The sequence below is a fragment of the Streptomyces sp. GESEQ-4 genome, from assembly GCF_017948455.1.
Taxonomy (GTDB): domain Bacteria; phylum Actinomycetota; class Actinomycetes; order Streptomycetales; family Streptomycetaceae; genus Streptomyces.
Window position 1 is genome coordinate 1 of the sequence record NZ_JAFFSU010000033.1, and the last position, 17,864, is coordinate 17,864.

The following is a 17,864-nucleotide window of genomic DNA, read 5'->3' on the forward strand; positions in this document are numbered from 1 at the left end:
CCGCCACACCCGCCGCGGCCACGCCCCCCCCGCCCGTCCCCCCGCAGCCCCCTCCCGCCCCCCCCCCCCCCCCGCCGCCCCCCCCCCCCCCCCCCCCCCCCCCCCCCCCGCCCCCCCCCCCCCCGCCCCCCCCCCCCCGCCGCCCCCCGCCGCCCCCCCGCCGCCGTCCCCCGCCGCCCCCCAGCAGCCGTCCCCCGCCGTCCCCCAGCAGTCCGGCGCCCCCCAGTCCGGCACGCCCGTGACGAGCGGCTCCGGCGGCGGGCAGCCCTCCTGGGCGCAGCAGGTGCACCGGCTCGCCGGAGTACCCGGCGAGGAGCAGCCCGTGGCGCCCTGGAAGCCGCCGGTGGAGGACATCTTCCAGGCGGCCGCCAGGCGCCAGGCGTCGGCCCGTCCGGCCGGGCTCGGCAAGCGGCTCGCCGCGCGGCTCGTCGACACCCTCGTGCTCGCCGCCGTCACCTCCGTCGCCGCCGTCCCTCTCGGCACCAAGGCGATGGACCACGTCAACGAGAAGATCGACGCGGCCAAGCTCTCCGGCGAGACCGTCACCGTCTGGCTGCTCGACGGCACGACATCGGTGTATCTCGGCATCGTGCTGGCCGTCCTGCTGCTCTTCGGTATCGCCTACGAGGCGCTGCCCACCCACAAATGGGGCCGCACCCTCGGCAAGAAGCTGCTCGGTCTGGACGTGCGGGACATCGAGGGCCACGAGCCCCCGTCATTCGGCGCGGCCGTGCGCCGCTGGCTCGTCTACAGCGTGCCCGGGCTGCTCGTCATCGGCGTGGTGGGCGTCATCTGGGGCCTGTTCGACCGGCCCTGGCGCCAGTGCTGGCACGACAAGGTGGCGCATACGTTCGTCGCCGGGTGACGGTGTACTCCAGAAGGACCAGTTGATTTCGTACTCCGGACGGCCGCTCGCCGGATGCGGAGCCGGAAAGTTCGCGGTCGACTCGGGCCATGAGCAGCGAACCGCCCCCCGGCTCCGGCCAGCAGCCGCCGGAAGACGACCCGTTCAGGAAGCAGCCCCCGCCAGAACAGGGATCGGGCTCGCCGTACAACGCTCCGCCCGGCGGCGCCCAGCCCCCGCCCTACGGCGGTGACCCCTACGGCGGCGGCTCGTACCCGAGTGATCCGCTCGCCGGTATGCCCCCGCTCGCCGACAGCGGCAGACGCACGCTCGCCCGCATCATCGACCTGATCCTCGTCGGGGTCGTCGTCTGGCTGCTCACCTGGGGCTTCGGTGTCAGCGAGTACGACGTCAACTCCGACGAGGTGGAGTACGGCAAGTCGTTCGCGCAGTCCGCGGTCGCCGCCGTGCTCTACATCGCCTACGACACCTTCATGATGGCCAAGACCGGGCAGACCCTGGGCAAGAAGTGGCTGAAGATGCGCGTGGCCAACCTCGACAACGGCTCCACGCCCTCGGTGCAGACGATGCTGGTGCGGTCGTTGGTGCTGTGGATCCCGTTCGCCTTCTGCTGCGCCTGCATCTGGACCGCGATCTCGGGCGGCGTGAGCTACTTCGACAAGCCGTACAAGCAGGGCCTGCACGACAAGGCGGCCAAGACGGTCGTGGTCACCACCTGACGGTCACCACCTGACGGCACGACGAACGACCGGCGGGCCCGCGATCACGGGCCCGCCGGTCGTACGTACGAGATCAGGCGTACGAGATCAGGCTGCGAGGTTCAGGCAGCCTTGCCGGAGTTCACCGGTACGCGCTCCGGCGTGGTGGTGGGGGCCTTGGCCGATGGCGCGGCGGTCGCGCTCGGCTTCGGCAGGGGAACCGTCATGGCGACCAGGAGCCCGAGAGCGAGCGCCGCGACGGCGATGACCGCGATCCCCACACCCGAACTCGTCTGTGACAGCAGCAGCATGGCGAGGGTCGAGAAGATCACGGTGCATGAACCGTAGGCGAGCTGTGCGGCGGTCGGTCGGGGCGCAGTCGGACGAGGCATGGCAATCGTGTCCTCGGAAATGGGGGTGAGAAGGGGCGCCGGCCTGGCATTACGTCGGTTTCCGGGCGAGCCGCCAAGCGACTCTAATCGCAGGGATGCCCGAGTGGAACGAACGGTAAGCGTGACCTAACCAACAGTATCGGTGCATGGGGGGCGCATCGAGTCACACCGTCCAGCAAGTGGACGGACCCACGCGCCCGCTAGTAAGGCCCCAGTAATGCACTTGACTTGCTCAAGTCAAGGTCTGTCTTTTCAGTTCAACCTCTAGTCAAATGTCGTCACTTGATTACACGCGTCTCTCACGCGCACGCGGACCTTCCATGACCCCAGGAGCCCCTTCCGTGTGCCCGGACGCGGGGGAGGATCTCAAGTGACCAGAAGACCCTGGACGTTCAGAGCCGCGGCCACGACCGTCGCGCTCGCCGCGGCCACCGCCACGATCTCGGCGTTCACCGTGGCGCAGGCCGACACCGCCGCGGAGCCGGCCGCCGTGAACCGGCACGACCCGCTCACGGAGCAGCACCACGAAGAGCACGAGCACGACCTCGACGGCCCGTTCACCAAGACCCAGGAGGCGCAGCGCCAGGAGGCCCTCAAGCAGGTCCTGTCCGGCGACGCCCAGGTCAAGGAGCGCGACGGCTCCAAGGTCGTCCAGCTGAAGAGCAAGAAGGGCGACAGCAAGTACGTAGAGCTGGGCCGCGAGAAGACCGACAAGATCTTCACGATCCTGGTCGAGTTCGGCGACCAGACGGACCCCCGCTACGGCGGCACGCCCGGCCCGCTGCACAACCAGATAGCCGAGCCGGACCGTGCTGAGGACAACAGCACGGCCTGGCAGGCGGATTACAACCAGGAGCACTTCCAGGACCTGTACTTCGGCGAGGGCACCGCCTCGATGAAGACCTACTACGAGAAGCAGTCCTCGGGCCGCTACTCCATCGAGGGCGAGGTCGCCGACTGGGTCAAGGTCCCCTACAACGAGGCCCGTTACGGCTCCAACAAGTGCGACCCCGACAACTGCGCCTGGTTCGCGGTGCAGGACGGCGTGACCGCGTGGGCCGCGGGGCAGAAGGCGGCCGGCAAGACCGACGCCGAGATCAAGGCCAAGCTCGCCGAGTACGACCAGTGGGACCGCTACGACTTCGACGGCGACGGCGACTTCAACGAGTCCGACGGCTACATCGACCACTTCCAGATCGTGCACGCCGGTGAGGACGAGTCCGCGGGCGGCGGCGCACAGGGCGAGGACGCGATCTGGGCGCACCGCTGGTACGCCTTCGGCACCGACGCCGGCTCCACCGGCCCGGACAACAACAAGCTCGGCGGCACCCAGATCGGCAGCACCGGCATCTGGGTCGGCGACTACACCATCCAGCCGGAGAACGGCGGACTCGGCGTCTTCGCCCACGAGTACGGCCACGACCTCGGTCTGCCGGACCACTACGACACCTCCGGCGGCGGCGAGAACTCCACCGGCTTCTGGACCCTGATGTCCTCCGGCTCCTGGCTCGGCACCGGCAAGGACACCATCGGTGACCTGCCCGGCGACATGACCGCCTGGGACAAGCTCCAACTCGGCTGGCTGGACTACGACAAGGCGAAGGCCGCGACCAAGTCGAAGCACAAGCTGGGCGTCGCCGAGTACAACACCAGGAACAAGCAGGCCCTCGTGGTCACGCTCCCCGAAAAGGCGGTCACCACCGAGATCGTCGCCCCCGCCGAGGGCGCGAGCCAGTGGTGGAGCGGCAGCGGCAACGACCTCCGCAACACCCTGACCCGCTCCGTCGATCTGACGGGCAAGTCCTCGGCGACGCTGACCCTCGACGGCTTCTACGACATCGAGAAGGACTTCGACTACCTCTACACCGAGGTCTCCACCGACGGCGGCGCCAAGTGGACCCCCGTGGACGGCACGGTGGACGGTCAGGCCATCCCGCGCGACGGCAGCGGCAACCCCGCCCTCACCGGCTCGGTCGACGGCTACAAGAAGCTGTCGTACTCCCTCGACGCGTACGCGGGCCAGAACATCCAACTCCGCTTCCGCTACTACTCCGACGGCGGCGTGGCGCTGAAGGGCTTCGCGGCCGACGCGATCACCCTGACCGCCGACGGCAGCCCGCTCTTCTCGGACAACGCCGAGACGGCGGACGCCGCGTGGACCGCGACCGGCTTCTCCCGCATCGGCGCCTCGTTCACCAAGAAGTACGCGCAGTACTACATCGCCGAGAACCGCCAGTACGTGTCGTACGACAAGACCCTCAAGGTCGGCCCGTACAACTTCGGCTTCTCGACGACCCGTCCGTCCTGGGTGGAGCACTTCCCGTACCAGAACGGCCTGCTGATCTGGAAGTGGGACACCTCCCAGGCGGACAACAACACCAGCCAGCACAAGGGCACCGGGCTGCTCCTGCCGGTCGACGCCCACCCGACGGCGATGAAGTGGTCCGACGGCACGCTGATGCGCAGCCGCATCCAGTCGTACGACTCGCCGTTCAGCCTCTACCGCACGGACGGTCTGACACTGCACAACGCGGGCGTGCAGACCAAGATCCCGTCGAAGAAGGGGGTGCCGGTCTTCAACGACCACACCAGCACCTACTACGACGAGAGCACCCCGCTCGCGGGCGTCAAGATCACTGACACCAACACGAAGATCAAGATCGTCAAGGAGGCCAAGGACGGCTCGACGATCTCGCTCGAAGTCGGCCCCGCGGTGAAGTAGTCAACGTTTTCGCAGGTCAGAGCATGATTCGGCGGCAGCCCCTGGCGGGTTGCCGCCGATCGTGTTTAGGTGCGTCCTGTGATTCTCTTATTGACACCGCTGGGAACGGGGAAGTGACTGAATGGCCGTAGGAGGTTTCTGCAGACTGCCGTCCGGCAGCGTGGTGGTGGCGTTGAACCTGCCCAGCCCCACCGTCGACGGCACGGGCTGTGTACGCGTCCTGGTACACGCCCAGAACCGGGCACGGGCCCTGACCAGGCTCCGCAACCTGGGCATGCGCGCGGTCTACCTCCGCGGCAACGCGGCCCCGCCGACCCCGGACGAGATCACCGCGGTCCTCCACCACCCCGACGGCCTGATATGGCGCACGGCCCCGGACGACGGCGTACCGGTCCTGTCCCAGGAGCTGTGGCACCCGATCAGGGCACTGAGGCGGCGTCCGGCAGCACCGGCGTAAGCGCTCCGCTGAAATTGCCGCGATGTGCCGTCGGTCCGCCGCGGCGCCGTCGTGGCTGGTCGCGCCCACGCGGCGGAGCCGCATATTGACACAGCCCCGCGCCCCTTCGGGGCGCTATACGACGGGCTTGCCCGACAGTTCGACGCCCGCCTCCCGCAGCTCCTCCAGCGCCCGCTCCGTGGTCTCCTCGGCGACCCCCGCGGTCAGGTCGAGCAGCACCTGCGTACGGAACCCCTCCCGCGCCGCATCCAGCGCGGTGGCGCGCACGCAGTGGTCGGTCGCGATGCCCACCACGTCCACCTCGGTCACCTCGCGGGCGCGCAGCCAGTCCGCCAGCGGCACCCCGTTCTCGTCGGCGCCCTCGAAGCCGCTGTACGCCGCCGAGTACGCGCCCTTGTCGAACACGGCGTCGACGGCGCCGGAGGCGACGGCGGGCGCGAAGTTCGGGTGGAAGCCCACACCCTCCGTGCCGGCGACACAGTGCGCCGGCCAGGAGTGGACGTAGTCGGGGTTGCTGGCGAAGTGTCCGCCAGGCGCGATGTGGTGGTCGCGCGTGGCCACCACATGCCGGTAGCCGGCGGGCGCCTGCCCGATCAGCTCGGTGATGGCGGCGGCCACATCGGCACCCCCGGCCACCGCGAGGCTGCCCCCCTCGCAGAAATCGTTCTGCACGTCTACGACGATCAAGGCGCGGCGCATGGTGGGTGTCCTTCGACTATGGGGTCGGGGTGGATCAGGTGCGGGCCCGCCGGTGTGAAGTTACGAGCCTAGAGACTGGGAGGGCCCTAGGGGAGGGGGCATTTCAGGGCTTGCGCCCGAGCGCCACCTCTAGCTACCCGAGCGCCCGTGCACGTACTCGGTCGGAATCACGGGTTCCCCCCGGGACAGCTGTGTAGCGGACAGCGGCAGATTCGCGCGGGCGGCCATGTGCCGGTCGCGCGGGACGTCCAGCGATTCACGTGCGACCACGTCACCGCCCTTGACCAGCTCCACGAGCAGCTGCCGGCCGGCCAGCTCGCCGGGGACCGGTCCGGTGCCGACGACCTCGGCCTCGGCGACCCCGTCCTCGTCCAGCCGTCGAGCGGCCCACTTGCGGCCGCCGACGGACGTTTTGCCGCCGCTGGACTTCTTCGCGACCGGTACCAGGGGTTCCTTCGGGTCGGCTGACTCGGCACGGGCGACCAGTTTGTAGACCATCGAGCACGTGGGATGGCCGGATCCCGTCACCAGCTGGGTGCCGACGCCGTACGCGTCCACCGGCGCCGCCGCCAGCGAGGCGATCGCGTACTCGTCCAGGTCCGAGGTGACGATGATCTTCGTGTCCCGCGCGCCCAGCTCGTCCAGCTGCTGCCGCACCCGGTGCGCGACCAGCAGCAGGTCCCCCGAGTCGATCCGCACGGCACCCAGCTCGGGCCCGGCGACCTCCACCGCCGTACGGACGGCTTCGGTGACGTCGTACGTGTCCACCAGCAGCGTCGTGTTCCGGCCCAGCGAGTTCACCTGGGCCTGGAAGGCGTCCCGCTCGCGGTCGTGGAGCAGGGTGAAGGCGTGGGCGGAGGTGCCGACGGTCGGGATGCCGTAGCGGAAACCGGCGGCCAGGTCGGAGGTGGTCGTGAAGCCGCCGACGTACGCGGCGCGGGCGGCGGCGACGGCCGACAGCTCGTGGGTGCGCCGGGCGCCCATCTCGATCAGGGGCCGGTCTCCGGCCGCCGCCGACATCCGGGACGCCGCCGCGGCCACCGCGGAGTCGTGGTTGAGGATCGACAGGATCACGGTCTCCAGCAGCACGCACTCGGCGAAGGAGCCCTCGACCCGCATGATCGGCGAGCCCGGGAAATACACCTCGCCCTCGGGGTAGCCCCAGATGTCACCGCTGAAGCGGTAGCCCGCGAGCCACGTGAGGGTCTCCTCGTCGACGATCCCGTGCTCGCGCAGGAAGCCGAGGACGTCCGCGTCGAAACGGAAGTTCTCCACGGCGTCCAGCACCCGTCCGGTGCCCGCGACGACGCCGTAGCGCCGCCCCTCGGGCAGCCGCCGGGTGAAGACCTCGAACACGCTCCGCCGCTCGGCGGTGCCCGCCCTCAGTGCGGCCTGCAGCATCGTCAGTTCGTACTGGTCCGTGAAGAGCGCCGTCGAGGGAACATCCACCGGCAGCCCAAGGTCCGCTGTGTCCATGACTGAGGATGATACCCCCCATCTCGTCAGTTTGACGATTTGCAGTCGACCGGGATCGATCGGGGTCGATCGCAGGGCGCATTTGTGCGACCACCCCCCTCCGGTGGCAGCATGGGCCATGTGACGTCACCCGCGCCCGTAGAGATCGAACGCCCCGAGTCGGCGGAGGAGGTCTTCGCCGTACCCGAGCCGGACGTCCCCTGGGTCACGATCGTGCACAACGACCCGGTCAACCTCATGAGCTACGTGACGTATGTCTTCCAGACGTACTTCGGCTACTCGAAGGACAAGGCCACCAAGCTCATGCTCGACGTCCACCACAAGGGCCGGGCGGTCGTCTCCAGCGGGACCCGCGAGGAGATGGAACGCGACGTGCAGGCCATGCACGGCTACGGTCTGTGGGCCACCCTCCAGCACGACCGGAAATGACCCGAACCCACAGGCAGGACCGGACGTGAACCGAACCCGCTCGCAGGACCGGAAGTAGCGAACTCACTTCATGCCAGGTCAATTCGAACCGCTCCCCGGCGGCGGCGCGGCCGTCGCACTCGACGACGTCGAGATCTCCATCATCCGGTCGCTGGCCGTCCAGCTCCTGGAGCTCATCGGCCCCGGTCCCGGCGAGGACAGTACCGAGGACCCGCTGGCCGAACTGTTCGCCGAGGGTCCGAGCGAACCGCCCGCCGACCCGGTCCTCAAGCGGCTCTTCCCGGACGCCTACAGCGACCCGGAGGGCACGCCGCAGACCGAGGAGGCCGCGGAGCAGAAGGCGTACTCCGCCGAGTTCCGCCGCTACACCGAGAACGACCTGCGCGCCGGCAAGCGTGAGAACGCCCTCGCGGTGATCCGCTCCCTGGACGCGCTGCGCCCGGTCGACGAGGGCGGGGCGGTCCTCAAGCTGTCGGACGCGGAGTCCCGGCAGTGGCTCGGCGCACTCAACGACCTGCGCCTGGCGATCGGCTCCCGACTCGACATCACGGACGAAGAGGACACTGACCTCCTCTACCGGCTGCCGGACGAGGATCCGCGCAAGCCGATGGTGATGGCGTATCTGTGGCTGGGTGGGCTCCAGGAGACGCTTGTCTCCACACTCATGACCTGAATGTGACGGAATGTGGCGGTGTTGTGTTCGCTCAGCGGACGCTCAAATCCGAATAACGATCCCGTCACCGTAGCGGCGATGTATGCACCTCCTGAGTGCCCTTTGTCCGCTTCTCTTTGTGCTGTGCGCCACATCCCGCACAGGTGATCAGCAAGGCGGCCGTGATAAATCTTCACGACCGCCCGGTGAACGCCATCCATTGTTCCGCCGGGTGCGCCACCGACCGGCAGACCGCCGGTCAGGCACAACGCTCCAGCAGTCCGGGGGGATCGAGACCCGATCCGAGGCCGACGAAGGCCCGGGTCGGCATGGAGAAAGGCGCACCACACATGACCTCCGCCCAGGTCAGCACGGAGACCCCTGAGGAGGGGTACGAGCGCGGGCTCGGCAGTCGCCAGGTCCAGATGATCGCGATCGGCGGCGCCATCGGCGTCGGCCTGTTCCTGGGAGCCGGGGCGAACATCGCCAAGGCCGGCCCCAGCCTCATCCTCATGTACGCCCTCGCCGGCGTCATCATCTTCTTCATCATGCGGGCGCTCGGCGAGCTCCTGCTCTACCGCCCGGTCTCGGGCTCCTTCGCGGAGTACTCCCGCGAATTCCTCGGCCCGTTCTTCGGCTACTTCACCGGCTGGACGTACTGGCTGATGTGGGTCGTCACCGGCATGGCCGAGCTGACGGCCGCCGCGATCTACGTGAACTACTGGTTCCCGTCGATCCCGCAATGGGTCACGGCGCTGGTCTTCCTGATCGTCCTGTTCGCGGCCAACCTGATCTCGGTCAAGCTGTTCGGTGAGATCGAGTTCTGGTTCTCGATGGTCAAGGTGACCGCGCTGATCGGCATGATCGTGATCGGTCTCGGCGTGCTCACCTTCGGTTTCAGCGCCGCCGGCGACACCGCCGCGGTCTCCAACCTCTGGGCCTTCGACGGCTTCTTCCCCAAGGGCGTCGGCTCGTCCCTGATGACCCTGCAGGGCGTCATGTTCGCCTACCTCGCCGTCGAGCTGGTCGGTGTCACGGCCGGCGAGTCCGAGAACCCGGAGAAGACCCTCCCCAAGGCGATCAACACCCTGCCCTGGCGGATCGCGCTGTTCTACGTCGGCGCGCTCACCGTCATCCTGTGCGTGGTGAAGTGGACCGAGTTCGCGGAGGGCGTCAGCCCCTTCGTGAAGGCCTTCGCGGTGATCGGCATCCCGGCCGCCGCCGGCATCGTCAACTTCGTCGTCCTGACCGCCGCCCTGTCGTCCTGCAACTCCGGCATGTACTCCACGGGCCGGATGCTGCGGAACCTCGCCGACAGCGGTGAGGCACCCAAGGTCTTCAGCAAGCTGTCGTCGACCAAGACCCCCGCCTTCGGCATCCTCATCTCCGTGCTCTTCATGGGCATCGGCGTGATCCTCAACTACGTCGTCCCGGAGAAGGCCTTCGGCTACGTCACCTCGGTGGCGACCGCGGCCGGCATCTGGACCTGGCTGATGATCCTGATCAGCCACGTCCTGTACCGCCGCGCGGTGGTCGCGGGCCGTCTGCCCGCCTCCTCCTTCCCGGCCCCGGGCGGCGCGGTGTTCTCCTACGTGGCCATCGCGTTCCTGCTCTTCGTCACCGGCCTGATCGCGTACGACGCCGACTCCCGCGTCTGCCTGTACGTGATGGCCGGCTGGGCCGCCGCGCTGGGTATCGGCTGGGCCGTACTGAAGTCGCGGAACCCGGAGGTCACGCGGCGCGGTGAGCCGGAGCCGGAGCTGGAGAAGATCGGCTGAGAACTCGGCGGGTTGAGGCTGTCGGCCGGCTGCGGGTCCGTTGTGGCTGGTCGCGCAGTTCCCCGCGCCCCTTTAAGGGCGTTGCCGCTCGGGAGTCCGGAATGTGAGCCGCCCCGTACCAACCCTCGGTACGGGGCGGCCTTCTGCTTATCCTGCTGAACATGCTGACCATCACCCAGGACCTCGTCGACCGGATCGTCGCCCACGCGCGCAAGGACCATCCCGACGAGGCGTGCGGCGTGATCGCGGGCCCGGCGGGCTCGGACCGCCCCGAGCGCTTCATCCCCATGCTGAACGCCGCCATGTCGCCCACGTTCTACGAGTTCGACTCCGGCGACCTGCTCAAGCTCTACCGCGAGATGGACGACCGCGACGAGGAGCCGGTGGTCATCTACCACTCCCACACGGCGACCGAGGCTCACCCCTCCCGCACGGACATCTCGTACGCCAATGAGCCCGGCGCGCACTACGTCCTCGTCTCGACGGCGGACACGGACGACCTCGGCCCGTTCCAGTTCCGCTCGTTCCGGATCGTCGAGGGCGAGGTGACGGAGGAGGAGGTCAGAGTGGTGGAGGCGTACTGATCTCGTACTCATCTCGTACTGCGGATGAAATGTGTCCGAAAGGCGAGATCACATTCCAGGAAGCGGACCGGGAATCGATACGATGACCCCATGGTTTTCCACGACGTGAGCGAAAAGACGCCGGGCACGCTGCTCGTGGCGCGGCTGCACGTCGACCTGTGCAGGCTCGCCAGCGCCATCTGTTGACGCCGACCCCTGCCGCCGTACGGCCGTGAGCCGCGGCGCCGCACACACGCACCACACCTTGCCGTATCTGCGCTGCCGCGCGTCCGACGACAGACTTTCTCCCGACAGGAGCCCTGAGCCATGGCCATCGAGGTCCGCATCCCGACCATCCTCCGCCAGTACACCGACGGTCAGAAGGCGGTGGAGGGCAGCGGAGACACCCTCGCCGCGCTGTTCGCCGACCTCGAGTCCCGGCACAACGGCATCCAGGCGCGCATCGTGGACGGCGACCAGCTGCGCCGCTTCGTCAACGTCTACCTCAACGACGAGGACGTCCGCTTCCTCGACGGCATCAACACCAAGCTCACCGACGGCGACAACGTCACGATCCTGCCGGCCGTGGCCGGCGGCATGGTCTGATCCCTCATGCGCTACGACACCCCGCTGGCCGCGGTGGGCAACACCCCGTTGGTGCGCCTGCCGCGGCTGTCGCCGTCAGCCGACGTCCGCATCTGGGCCAAGCTGGAGGACCGCAACCCCACCGGCTCCGTCAAGGACCGCCCCGCCCTGCACATGATCGAGCAGGCGGAGAAGGACGGCCGCCTCACCCCGGGCTGCACCATCCTCGAGCCCACCTCCGGCAACACCGGCATCTCCCTCGCCATGGCCGCCAAGCTCAAGGGCTACCGCATGGTGTGCGTCATGCCGGAGAACACCTCGCAGGAACGCCGGGACCTGCTCGGCATGTGGGGCGCCGAGATCATCTCGTCCCCCGCCGCGGGCGGCTCCAACACCGCCGTACGCGTCGCCAAGGAACTCTCGGCCGAGCACCCCGACTGGGTGATGCTCTACCAGTACGGCAACCCCGACAACGCGGGCGCGCACTACGCGACGACCGGGCCCGAGATCCTCACGGACCTCCCCTCCATCACCCACTTCGTCGCAGGCCTCGGCACCACCGGCACCCTGATGGGCGTCGGCCGCTACCTCCGCGAGAACAAGCCGGACATCAAGATCGTCGCCGCCGAACCGCGCTACGACGACCTCGTCTACGGCCTGCGCAACCTCGACGAGGGCTTCGTACCCGAGCTCTACGACGCCTCCGTCCTCACCACCCGCTTCTCCGTCGGCTCCGCCGACGCCGTCACCCGCACCCGCGAACTCCTCCAGCAGGAGGGCATCTTCGCCGGCGTCTCCACCGGCGCCGCCCTCCACGCCGCGATCGGCGTCGGCAACAAGGCGGTCAAGGCGGGCGAGAGCGCGGACATCGTGTTCATCGTGGCCGACGGCGGCTGGAAGTACCTGTCGACGGGCGTCTACACGGCGACGACGACGGAAGCGGCGATCGAGACGCTGCAAGGCCAACTCTGGGCATGATGAGCGCCCCGAAAGGGGCGCGGGGCTGTTATCGATTTGCGGCTACCGCCGCGTGGGCGCGACCAGCCCCCACCGACCCGCAGCCAAAGAACCAGCCCTCCAGCGGAGCTACGTAGCCAGGTGACGGACCTGGTCCCAAAGGACCGGGTCCACCACCCCAACCCGCCGCCGAAAATCCCCCATCGGCACGTCACGCAACTCGTCCGTCTCCAAGAAGCTGGCCCGACCCTGCGCATCGCCGACGGCACCTGGCGGCAAGGGAATCACCCCGGCCCGCTCGTCGTGATACTTGCTGGTGATCTTCGCGACGGTCGCCCGCCGCCCCCGCACCGAGAGCACCAGACACGGCCGGTCCTTACCCCCCGGCCCGTCCTCGAACGGCACGCTCGCCCACCAGATCTCCGCAGGCTGCGGCCGCGCCACCACCCGCCCGCCCGGCCGCCCCGGCGGCCGCGTCCGGCGCCCCCGCGGCCCGCGCCGCCCCCAGCCGTCGACGAGCGCGGCGACCAGCGCGAGCAGTACCACCGCCGCGAGCGCGAGCCACCAGGACGTATCCATACGACAGACGGTACCGGCGCGCGCACACCGCCGCGCGCCCTTCTCACCCACGTCACGCTCCCCCGCTTCGAGCCGAACCGGTGACACCACAGGTGAGTTCGCCCACAACAGCCCTTGGCGGAGGAGCGACCGGAGGTTTTGCGCCTTACGCTCGACGGACCGCACGACCCCCGACGCACCCAATTGTCAATTCCCGCCAGCGGAGGTTTCTGCTTCATGAAGCTCACCGTCGTCGGCTGCTCGGGGTCGTTCCCGTCCGCGGAATCGGCCTGCTCGAGCTACCTCGTCGAGGCCGACGGCTTCCGGCTGCTTCTCGACCTGGGCAACGGTGCCCTGGGCGAGCTGCAGCGCCACTGCGGTCTCTACGACCTTGACGCGATCTTCCTCAGTCATCTGCACGCCGACCACTGCATCGACATGTGCGCGTACTTCGTCGCGCGCTACTACCGCCACGACGGCGGCCGCTGCGACCCGCTCCCCGTCTACGGACCCGAGGGCACGGAACACCGGCTGACCACCGCCTACGCGGACACCCCCTCGGCCTCCTCGATGAGCGAGGTCTTCGACTTCCACACGGTCAAGCCGTCCACCTTCGAGATCGGCCCGTTCACGGTGCACACGGAACGCGTGGCCCACCCGGTGGAGGCGTACGGCATCCGCGTCGAGCACGGCGGGAAGTCCCTGACGTACTCCGGCGACACGGGCGTCACCCCGACGCTCGACGAACTGGCCCGCGACACCGACCTGTTCCTGTGCGAGGCCGCGTTCACGCACGGCAAGGAAGACATCCCAGACCTGCACCTCAACGGCCGCGAGGCGGGTGAGACGGCGGCCCGGGCAGGCGCCCGCCGCCTCGTCCTCACCCACATCCCCCCGTGGACCGACCCCCAGATCAACCTGGCCGACGCCCGCGCGGTGTACGACGGCCCGGTGGAACTGGCGGCGCCGAGGATGTCGTACGAGATCTGAGCCCCGATACATCCCGGTACATGAGAAGGCTCCCGGAGCGCGATGCTCTGGGAGCCTTCTCATGGGCGGCCGGCGGGGCCTACTTGGCCTCCGCCTTCTGCAGTTCCGCCAGTTCCTCGTCGGACTCGCGGCCCGGCGTCGGCAGGTTGAACTTGGTGATCGCGAAGCGGAAGACGACGTAGTAGACCGCCGCGAAGCACAGACCCACCAGGGCGAGGCCCCACGGGTTGGTCGCGATGCCCAGGTTCAGGCCGAAGTCGACCACGCCGGCCGAGAAGCCGAAGCCGTCCTTCATGCCGAGCGCCCAGGTCAGGGCCATCGAGACACCGGTGAGCAGCGCGTGGATCGCGTACAGGACCGGTGCGATGAACATGAACGTGAACTCGATGGGCTCGGTCACGCCGGTGACGAAGGACGTCAGCGCGAGGGAGAACATCATGCCGCCGACGACCTTGCGCCGCTCGGGACGGGCACAGTGCACGATCGCCAGACAGGCGGCGGGCAGCGCGAACATCATGATCGGGAAGAAGCCGGTCATGAACTGTCCGGCACTCGGGTCACCGGCCAGGAAGCGGGCGATGTCACCGCTCTTGCCTTCGTACTCACCCGCCTGGAACCACGGGAACGAGTTCAGCAGGTGGTGCATGCCGATCGGGATCAGCGCCCGGTTGGCGACACCGAAGATGCCGGCGCCGACCGCGCCCGAACCGACCAGCCACTCACCGAAGTTGTGCAGACCGGTGCCGAGGACGGGCCAGATGTAGCCGAAGATGATGCCGATGATCAGGCCCGCGAAGGCCGACAGGATCGGGACCAGCCGGCGGCCGCCGAAGAAGCCCGCCCAGTCGGGCAGCTTGGTGCGGTAGAAGCGCTGGTAGAGGAGAGCGACGACGATGCCCATGACCACGCCGCCGAGGACCTTGGCGTCCACAGCCTGCTCGACCATGACGATCTTGCCGTCGACTATGGCTTCCTTCTTCGGCAGGCTGCCGTCGGTGAACGTGCCCAGCACGTTCTTGAAGACCAGGTAGCCGACGACGGCCGCGAGCGCGGTCGAGCCGTCCGACTTCTTCGCGAAGCCGATCGCGATGCCCACCGCGAAGAGCAGAGCCATGTTGTCGAGGATGGCGTTGCCGCCGGCGCTCATGAAGCCCGCGATCTTCGTCACGAAGGCCGGGTACTCCGGGTCGCCGAGCATGTCGGCGTTGCCGAAGCGGACCAGGAGAGCGGCTGCGGGCAGGACCGCCACCGGCAGCATCAGGCTGCGGCCGATGCGCTGCATGACAGCCATCACGCCGGCGCCCTTCCCCTTCTTCTTGTCGGCCGCGGGAGCGGCGCTGTCCGTGGTCACAAGTTCCTCCATTGGGGCATGGCGCCGCCCAGGTGCATGGGAAGGGGGACGGCGGCGTCTCTATGCCACGCGGAATACCACGTGGTCTACACCACTCAGTGGTGTAGACCTGTTGTAGCACGGTGAAGGGCGCATAAGGAACCCACGATTCCCACTAGACCTTGGTGACGTCCTCCACCTCCTCCTCCGCTTCCCGCCCCGGAGTCTTCAAATCGAACTTCGTGATCGCGAAGCGGAAGATGACGTAGTAGACGACCGCGAAGCACAAACCGATCGGGATGATCGCCCAGGGTTTCGTCGCGAGGTTCCAGTTGATCACGTAGTCGATCAGGCCGGCCGAGAAGCTGAAGCCGTCGTGGACCCCGAGGCCCCAGGTCACCGCCATCGAGACACCGGTCAGCAGGGCGTGGACCGCGTACAGCAGGGGCGCGATGAAGAGGAACGAGTACTCGATCGGTTCCGTGATGCCGGTGACGAAGGAGGTCAGCGCCACCGACAGCATCAGGCCGCCTACCTCCTTGCGGCGGTGCGGCTTCGCGCAGTGCGTGATGGCGAGGGCGGCCGCAGGCAGAGCGAACATCATGATCGGGAAGAAGCCCGAGGTGAACTGGCCCGCGTCCGGGTCGCCCGCGAGGAACATGTTGATGTCGCCGTGCACCACCTCGCCGTCCGGCGTGGTGTAGCTGCCGAACTGGAACCAGATGGGCACGTTCAGGAACTGATGCAGACCGATCACCAGCAGCGCCCGGTTGGCGACACCGAACACACCCGCGCCCCACGCGTCCAGGTCGCTCATCCAGTCGCTGAAGTCCTCCAGCGCCTCACCGATCGGCGGCCAGACCCACAGGCACAGCACCGCGAACGCCATCGCCACGAACGCCATGATGATCGGGACGAGACGCCGCCCGTTGAAGAAGCCGAGCCAGTCCACCAGCCTCGTCCGGTGGTAGCGCTGCCAGAAGAAGGCTGCCAGCAGGCCGATGACGATGCCGCCGAAGACGCCCGGGTTCTGGTACTCGTACGCGCTCACCATCCCGTCGGGCGTGCTGCAGCCGATGTTGGTTACCTCCTTCGTCCCGTCCGGGCAGTCCTCCGGGAACGCGCGCAGCACGTTGTAGTAGACGAGGAACCCCGCCACCGCGGCCAACGCCGTCGAACCGTCCGCCTTCTTCGCCATGCCGATGGCCACGCCGACGCAGAACAACAAGGGCAGCCCGAGTGAGCCGTCGAGCAACGCGCCGCCCGCGCCGTCCATCACCTTCGAGACGTTGTCCCAGCCGAGCCCGTCCTCGCCGAACACGTCAGGCTGCCCAAGGCGGTTGAGGATGCCCGCGGCCGGCAGGACCGCGATGGGCAACTGAAGACTGCGGCCCATCTTCTGCAAGCCTTGGAACAGGTTGTTCCAGCGGGTGCGGACAGGGCTGGCGGCGGCGGCGCTGTCGGAACTCATGGACGCCCCTCGGTAAGGTGGTGTAGACCAGTTGACGGACGGTTCCGCTGTCGTGGTCGCCATCATTCGGCACGTACGACATGACCGCTCGCAAAGATGGGCCAACTGTGGGTTACTGCGACAAAGCGGTTCGGATCAGGGAGAAACAACATGGCCACCAAGGCTGAGAAGATCGTTGCCGGGCTGGGCGGCATCGACAACATCGAAGAGGTCGAGGGCTGCATCACCCGCCTGCGCACCGAGGTCCACGACGCCTCCCTCGTGGACGAGGCAGCCCTCAAGGCGGCCGGCGCACACGGCGTCGTCAAGATGGGCACGGCGATCCAGGTCGTCATCGGCACCGACGCGGACCCGATCGCCGCGGACATCGAAGACATGATGTGAGCCCACCGCTCACCGAAGAGGGGCTCTTCCCGACGCGGGAGGAGCCCCTTCCGCATGTACGGCTAGGCTCGACGCCATGTCTCGAATCGACGGCCGCACCCCCGAACAGCTCCGCCCCGTCACCATCGAACGTGGCTGGAGCAAGCACGCCGAGGGCTCCGTCCTCGTCTCCTTCGGCGACACGAAGGTCTTCTGCACCGCCTCCGTCACCGAAGGAGTCCCGCGCTGGCGCAAAGGCAGCGGCGAGGGCTGGGTCACCGCCGAATACTCCATGCTGCCCCGCTCCACCAACACCCGCGGCGACCGCGAATCCGTCAAGGGCAGGATCGGCGGCCGTACGCACGAGATCAGCCGCCTCATCGGCCGCTCACTGCGCGCCGTCATCGACTACAAGGCACTCGGCGAGAACACCATCGTCCTCGACTGCGACGTCCTCCAGGCGGACGGCGGCACACGCACGGCCGCGATCACCGGCGCCTACGTGGCCCTGGCCGACGCCGTCTCCTGGGCCCAGGGCAAGAAGCTGATCAAGGCCGGCCGCCAGCCCCTCACGGGCACGGTCTCGGCGGTCTCCGTCGGCATCGTCGGCGGCATCCCACTCCTCGACCTCTGCTACGAAGAGGACGTCAAGGCCGAGACCGACATGAACGTCGTCTGCACCGGCGACGGCCGCTTCGTCGAGGTCCAGGGCACCGCCGAAGCCGAACCCTTCGCCCGCGACGAGCTCAACGCCCTGCTCGACCTGGCCGTTTCCGGCTGCACGGAACTCGCTGTCCTCCAGAGCAAGGCACTTGATACCGTCCTCGAAAAGTAAAGGACGCACCAAGACAGCAGGCAGCCGGGGGCAACCCCACAGCC

Annotated in this window: 20 protein-coding genes; 14 read left to right on the forward strand and 6 right to left on the reverse strand. The window is 68.4% G+C overall.

Annotated features, from left to right (window positions below):
• Both KCH48_RS37380 and KCH48_RS37385 read left to right on the forward strand, forming a co-directional pair.
• Positions 1-865 (forward strand): RDD family protein (locus tag KCH48_RS37380; RefSeq protein ID WP_210581750.1); only part of this gene is annotated, 865 nt, incomplete at its 5' end.
• 89 nt (positions 866-954) lie between these two features.
• The gene (locus KCH48_RS37385; RefSeq protein ID WP_210581752.1) at positions 955-1,584 is read left to right on the forward strand and encodes an RDD family protein; all 630 of its coding nucleotides are present in this window, start codon (positions 955-957) and stop codon (positions 1,582-1,584) included.
• A 101-nt stretch (positions 1,585-1,685) separates the two neighbouring features.
• Here the strand turns inward: KCH48_RS37385 and KCH48_RS37390 are convergent, their stop codons facing one another.
• Positions 1,686-1,955 (reverse strand): hypothetical protein, encoded by a 270-nt coding sequence (locus tag KCH48_RS37390; protein WP_246886481.1) that lies wholly within the window; start codon positions 1,953-1,955, stop codon positions 1,686-1,688.
• 370 nt (positions 1,956-2,325) lie between these two features.
• Between KCH48_RS37390 and KCH48_RS37395 the strand changes: the two genes are divergently transcribed.
• A complete protein-coding gene (locus tag KCH48_RS37395; protein WP_210581754.1) occupies positions 2,326-4,677 on the forward strand; it encodes an immune inhibitor A domain-containing protein in 2,352 nt (783 codons plus the stop codon).
• Positions 4,678-4,798: 121 nt separating this feature from the next.
• Positions 4,799-5,134 carry a hypothetical protein gene (locus KCH48_RS37400; protein WP_210581755.1) on the forward strand — a complete coding sequence of 112 codons (336 nt, stop codon included), beginning with the start codon at positions 4,799-4,801 and terminating at the stop codon, positions 5,132-5,134.
• A 114-nt stretch (positions 5,135-5,248) separates the two neighbouring features.
• On the opposite strand, the gene KCH48_RS37405 is transcribed toward KCH48_RS37400, so the two are convergent.
• On the reverse strand, positions 5,249-5,833 hold the full coding sequence (locus KCH48_RS37405) for a nicotinamidase (protein WP_210581757.1): 585 nt from the start codon (positions 5,831-5,833) through the stop codon (positions 5,249-5,251).
• A gap of 129 nt (positions 5,834-5,962) precedes the next feature.
• Positions 5,963-7,309, reverse strand: a complete 1,347-nt coding sequence (locus tag KCH48_RS37410; RefSeq protein WP_210581759.1) for a nicotinate phosphoribosyltransferase — start codon at positions 7,307-7,309, stop codon at positions 5,963-5,965.
• 111 nt (positions 7,310-7,420) lie between these two features.
• On the opposite strand from KCH48_RS37410, the gene clpS reads away from it, so the two are divergent.
• The 7 genes from clpS to KCH48_RS37440 all read left to right on the forward strand — a co-directional run bounded on the left by clpS (position 7,421) and on the right by KCH48_RS37440 (position 12,294).
• Entirely contained in the window at positions 7,421-7,738 is a 318-nt protein-coding gene (gene clpS / locus KCH48_RS37415) for an ATP-dependent Clp protease adapter ClpS (RefSeq protein ID WP_210581761.1), read from the forward strand.
• Positions 7,739-7,808: 70 nt separating this feature from the next.
• A complete protein-coding gene (locus KCH48_RS37420; protein ID WP_210581763.1) occupies positions 7,809-8,411 on the forward strand; it encodes a DUF2017 domain-containing protein in 603 nt (200 codons plus the stop codon).
• Between the two features lie 329 nt (positions 8,412-8,740).
• A complete protein-coding gene (locus KCH48_RS37425; RefSeq protein ID WP_210581765.1) occupies positions 8,741-10,168 on the forward strand; it encodes an amino acid permease in 1,428 nt (475 codons plus the stop codon).
• A gap of 161 nt (positions 10,169-10,329) precedes the next feature.
• Complete coding sequence (locus KCH48_RS37430; protein WP_210581767.1) at positions 10,330-10,752, forward strand: Mov34/MPN/PAD-1 family protein; 423 nt, start codon at positions 10,330-10,332, stop codon at positions 10,750-10,752.
• A gap of 90 nt (positions 10,753-10,842) precedes the next feature.
• Complete coding sequence (locus KCH48_RS43535) at positions 10,843-10,938, forward strand: putative leader peptide (protein ID WP_328363763.1); 96 nt, start codon at positions 10,843-10,845, stop codon at positions 10,936-10,938.
• Between the two features lie 120 nt (positions 10,939-11,058).
• The gene (locus tag KCH48_RS37435) at positions 11,059-11,337 is read left to right on the forward strand and encodes a MoaD/ThiS family protein (RefSeq protein ID WP_210581769.1); all 279 of its coding nucleotides are present in this window, start codon (positions 11,059-11,061) and stop codon (positions 11,335-11,337) included.
• Positions 11,338-11,343: 6 nt separating this feature from the next.
• Positions 11,344-12,294 (forward strand): PLP-dependent cysteine synthase family protein, encoded by a 951-nt coding sequence (locus KCH48_RS37440; protein WP_210581771.1) that lies wholly within the window; start codon positions 11,344-11,346, stop codon positions 12,292-12,294.
• 108 nt (positions 12,295-12,402) lie between these two features.
• Here the strand turns inward: KCH48_RS37440 and KCH48_RS37445 are convergent, their stop codons facing one another.
• On the reverse strand, positions 12,403-12,852 hold the full coding sequence (locus KCH48_RS37445; protein WP_210581773.1) for a type II toxin-antitoxin system PemK/MazF family toxin: 450 nt from the start codon (positions 12,850-12,852) through the stop codon (positions 12,403-12,405).
• 216 nt (positions 12,853-13,068) lie between these two features.
• Between KCH48_RS37445 and KCH48_RS37450 the strand changes: the two genes are divergently transcribed.
• Positions 13,069-13,821 (forward strand): MBL fold metallo-hydrolase, encoded by a 753-nt coding sequence (locus KCH48_RS37450; RefSeq protein WP_210581775.1) that lies wholly within the window; start codon positions 13,069-13,071, stop codon positions 13,819-13,821.
• Positions 13,822-13,900: 79 nt separating this feature from the next.
• Here KCH48_RS37450 and KCH48_RS37455 read toward each other — a convergent pair whose 3' ends face one another.
• Together KCH48_RS37455 and KCH48_RS37460 are read right to left on the reverse strand one after the other, a co-directional pair.
• The gene (locus KCH48_RS37455; RefSeq protein WP_210581777.1) at positions 13,901-15,172 is read right to left on the reverse strand and encodes a PTS transporter subunit EIIC; all 1,272 of its coding nucleotides are present in this window, start codon (positions 15,170-15,172) and stop codon (positions 13,901-13,903) included.
• A gap of 154 nt (positions 15,173-15,326) precedes the next feature.
• Positions 15,327-16,622 (reverse strand): PTS transporter subunit EIIC, encoded by a 1,296-nt coding sequence (locus KCH48_RS37460; RefSeq protein ID WP_210581779.1) that lies wholly within the window; start codon positions 16,620-16,622, stop codon positions 15,327-15,329.
• A gap of 150 nt (positions 16,623-16,772) precedes the next feature.
• On the opposite strand from KCH48_RS37460, the gene KCH48_RS37465 reads away from it, so the two are divergent.
• Positions 16,773-17,006 (forward strand): glucose PTS transporter subunit EIIB, encoded by a 234-nt coding sequence (locus KCH48_RS37465; RefSeq protein ID WP_210581781.1) that lies wholly within the window; start codon positions 16,773-16,775, stop codon positions 17,004-17,006.
• A 76-nt stretch (positions 17,007-17,082) separates the two neighbouring features.
• Positions 17,083-17,820 carry a ribonuclease PH gene (rph, locus tag KCH48_RS37470; protein WP_210581783.1) on the forward strand — a complete coding sequence of 246 codons (738 nt, stop codon included), beginning with the start codon at positions 17,083-17,085 and terminating at the stop codon, positions 17,818-17,820.
• Positions 17,821-17,864 lie beyond the last annotated feature (44 nt).

Coding starts and splice junctions, on each gene's coding strand:
- KCH48_RS37385 (WP_210581752.1), top strand. CDS start 955: ATGAGCAGCGAACCGCCCCCCGGCTCCGGCCAGCAGCCGCCGGAAGAC.
- KCH48_RS37390 (WP_246886481.1), bottom strand. CDS start 1,955: ATGCCTCGTCCGACTGCGCCCCGACCGACCGCCGCACAGCTCGCCTAC.
- KCH48_RS37400 (WP_210581755.1), top strand. CDS start 4,799: ATGGCCGTAGGAGGTTTCTGCAGACTGCCGTCCGGCAGCGTGGTGGTG.
- KCH48_RS37405 (WP_210581757.1), bottom strand. CDS start 5,833: ATGCGCCGCGCCTTGATCGTCGTAGACGTGCAGAACGATTTCTGCGAG.
- KCH48_RS37410 (WP_210581759.1), bottom strand. CDS start 7,309: ATGGACACAGCGGACCTTGGGCTGCCGGTGGATGTTCCCTCGACGGCG.
- clpS (WP_210581761.1), top strand. CDS start 7,421: ATGGGCCATGTGACGTCACCCGCGCCCGTAGAGATCGAACGCCCCGAG.
- KCH48_RS37420 (WP_210581763.1), top strand. CDS start 7,809: ATGCCAGGTCAATTCGAACCGCTCCCCGGCGGCGGCGCGGCCGTCGCA.
- KCH48_RS37425 (WP_210581765.1), top strand. CDS start 8,741: ATGACCTCCGCCCAGGTCAGCACGGAGACCCCTGAGGAGGGGTACGAG.
- KCH48_RS37430 (WP_210581767.1), top strand. CDS start 10,330: ATGCTGACCATCACCCAGGACCTCGTCGACCGGATCGTCGCCCACGCG.
- KCH48_RS43535 (WP_328363763.1), top strand. CDS start 10,843: ATGGTTTTCCACGACGTGAGCGAAAAGACGCCGGGCACGCTGCTCGTG.
- KCH48_RS37435 (WP_210581769.1), top strand. CDS start 11,059: ATGGCCATCGAGGTCCGCATCCCGACCATCCTCCGCCAGTACACCGAC.
- KCH48_RS37440 (WP_210581771.1), top strand. CDS start 11,344: ATGCGCTACGACACCCCGCTGGCCGCGGTGGGCAACACCCCGTTGGTG.
- KCH48_RS37445 (WP_210581773.1), bottom strand. CDS start 12,852: ATGGATACGTCCTGGTGGCTCGCGCTCGCGGCGGTGGTACTGCTCGCG.
- KCH48_RS37450 (WP_210581775.1), top strand. CDS start 13,069: ATGAAGCTCACCGTCGTCGGCTGCTCGGGGTCGTTCCCGTCCGCGGAA.
- KCH48_RS37460 (WP_210581779.1), bottom strand. CDS start 16,622: ATGAGTTCCGACAGCGCCGCCGCCGCCAGCCCTGTCCGCACCCGCTGG.
- KCH48_RS37465 (WP_210581781.1), top strand. CDS start 16,773: ATGGCCACCAAGGCTGAGAAGATCGTTGCCGGGCTGGGCGGCATCGAC.
- rph (WP_210581783.1), top strand. CDS start 17,083: ATGTCTCGAATCGACGGCCGCACCCCCGAACAGCTCCGCCCCGTCACC.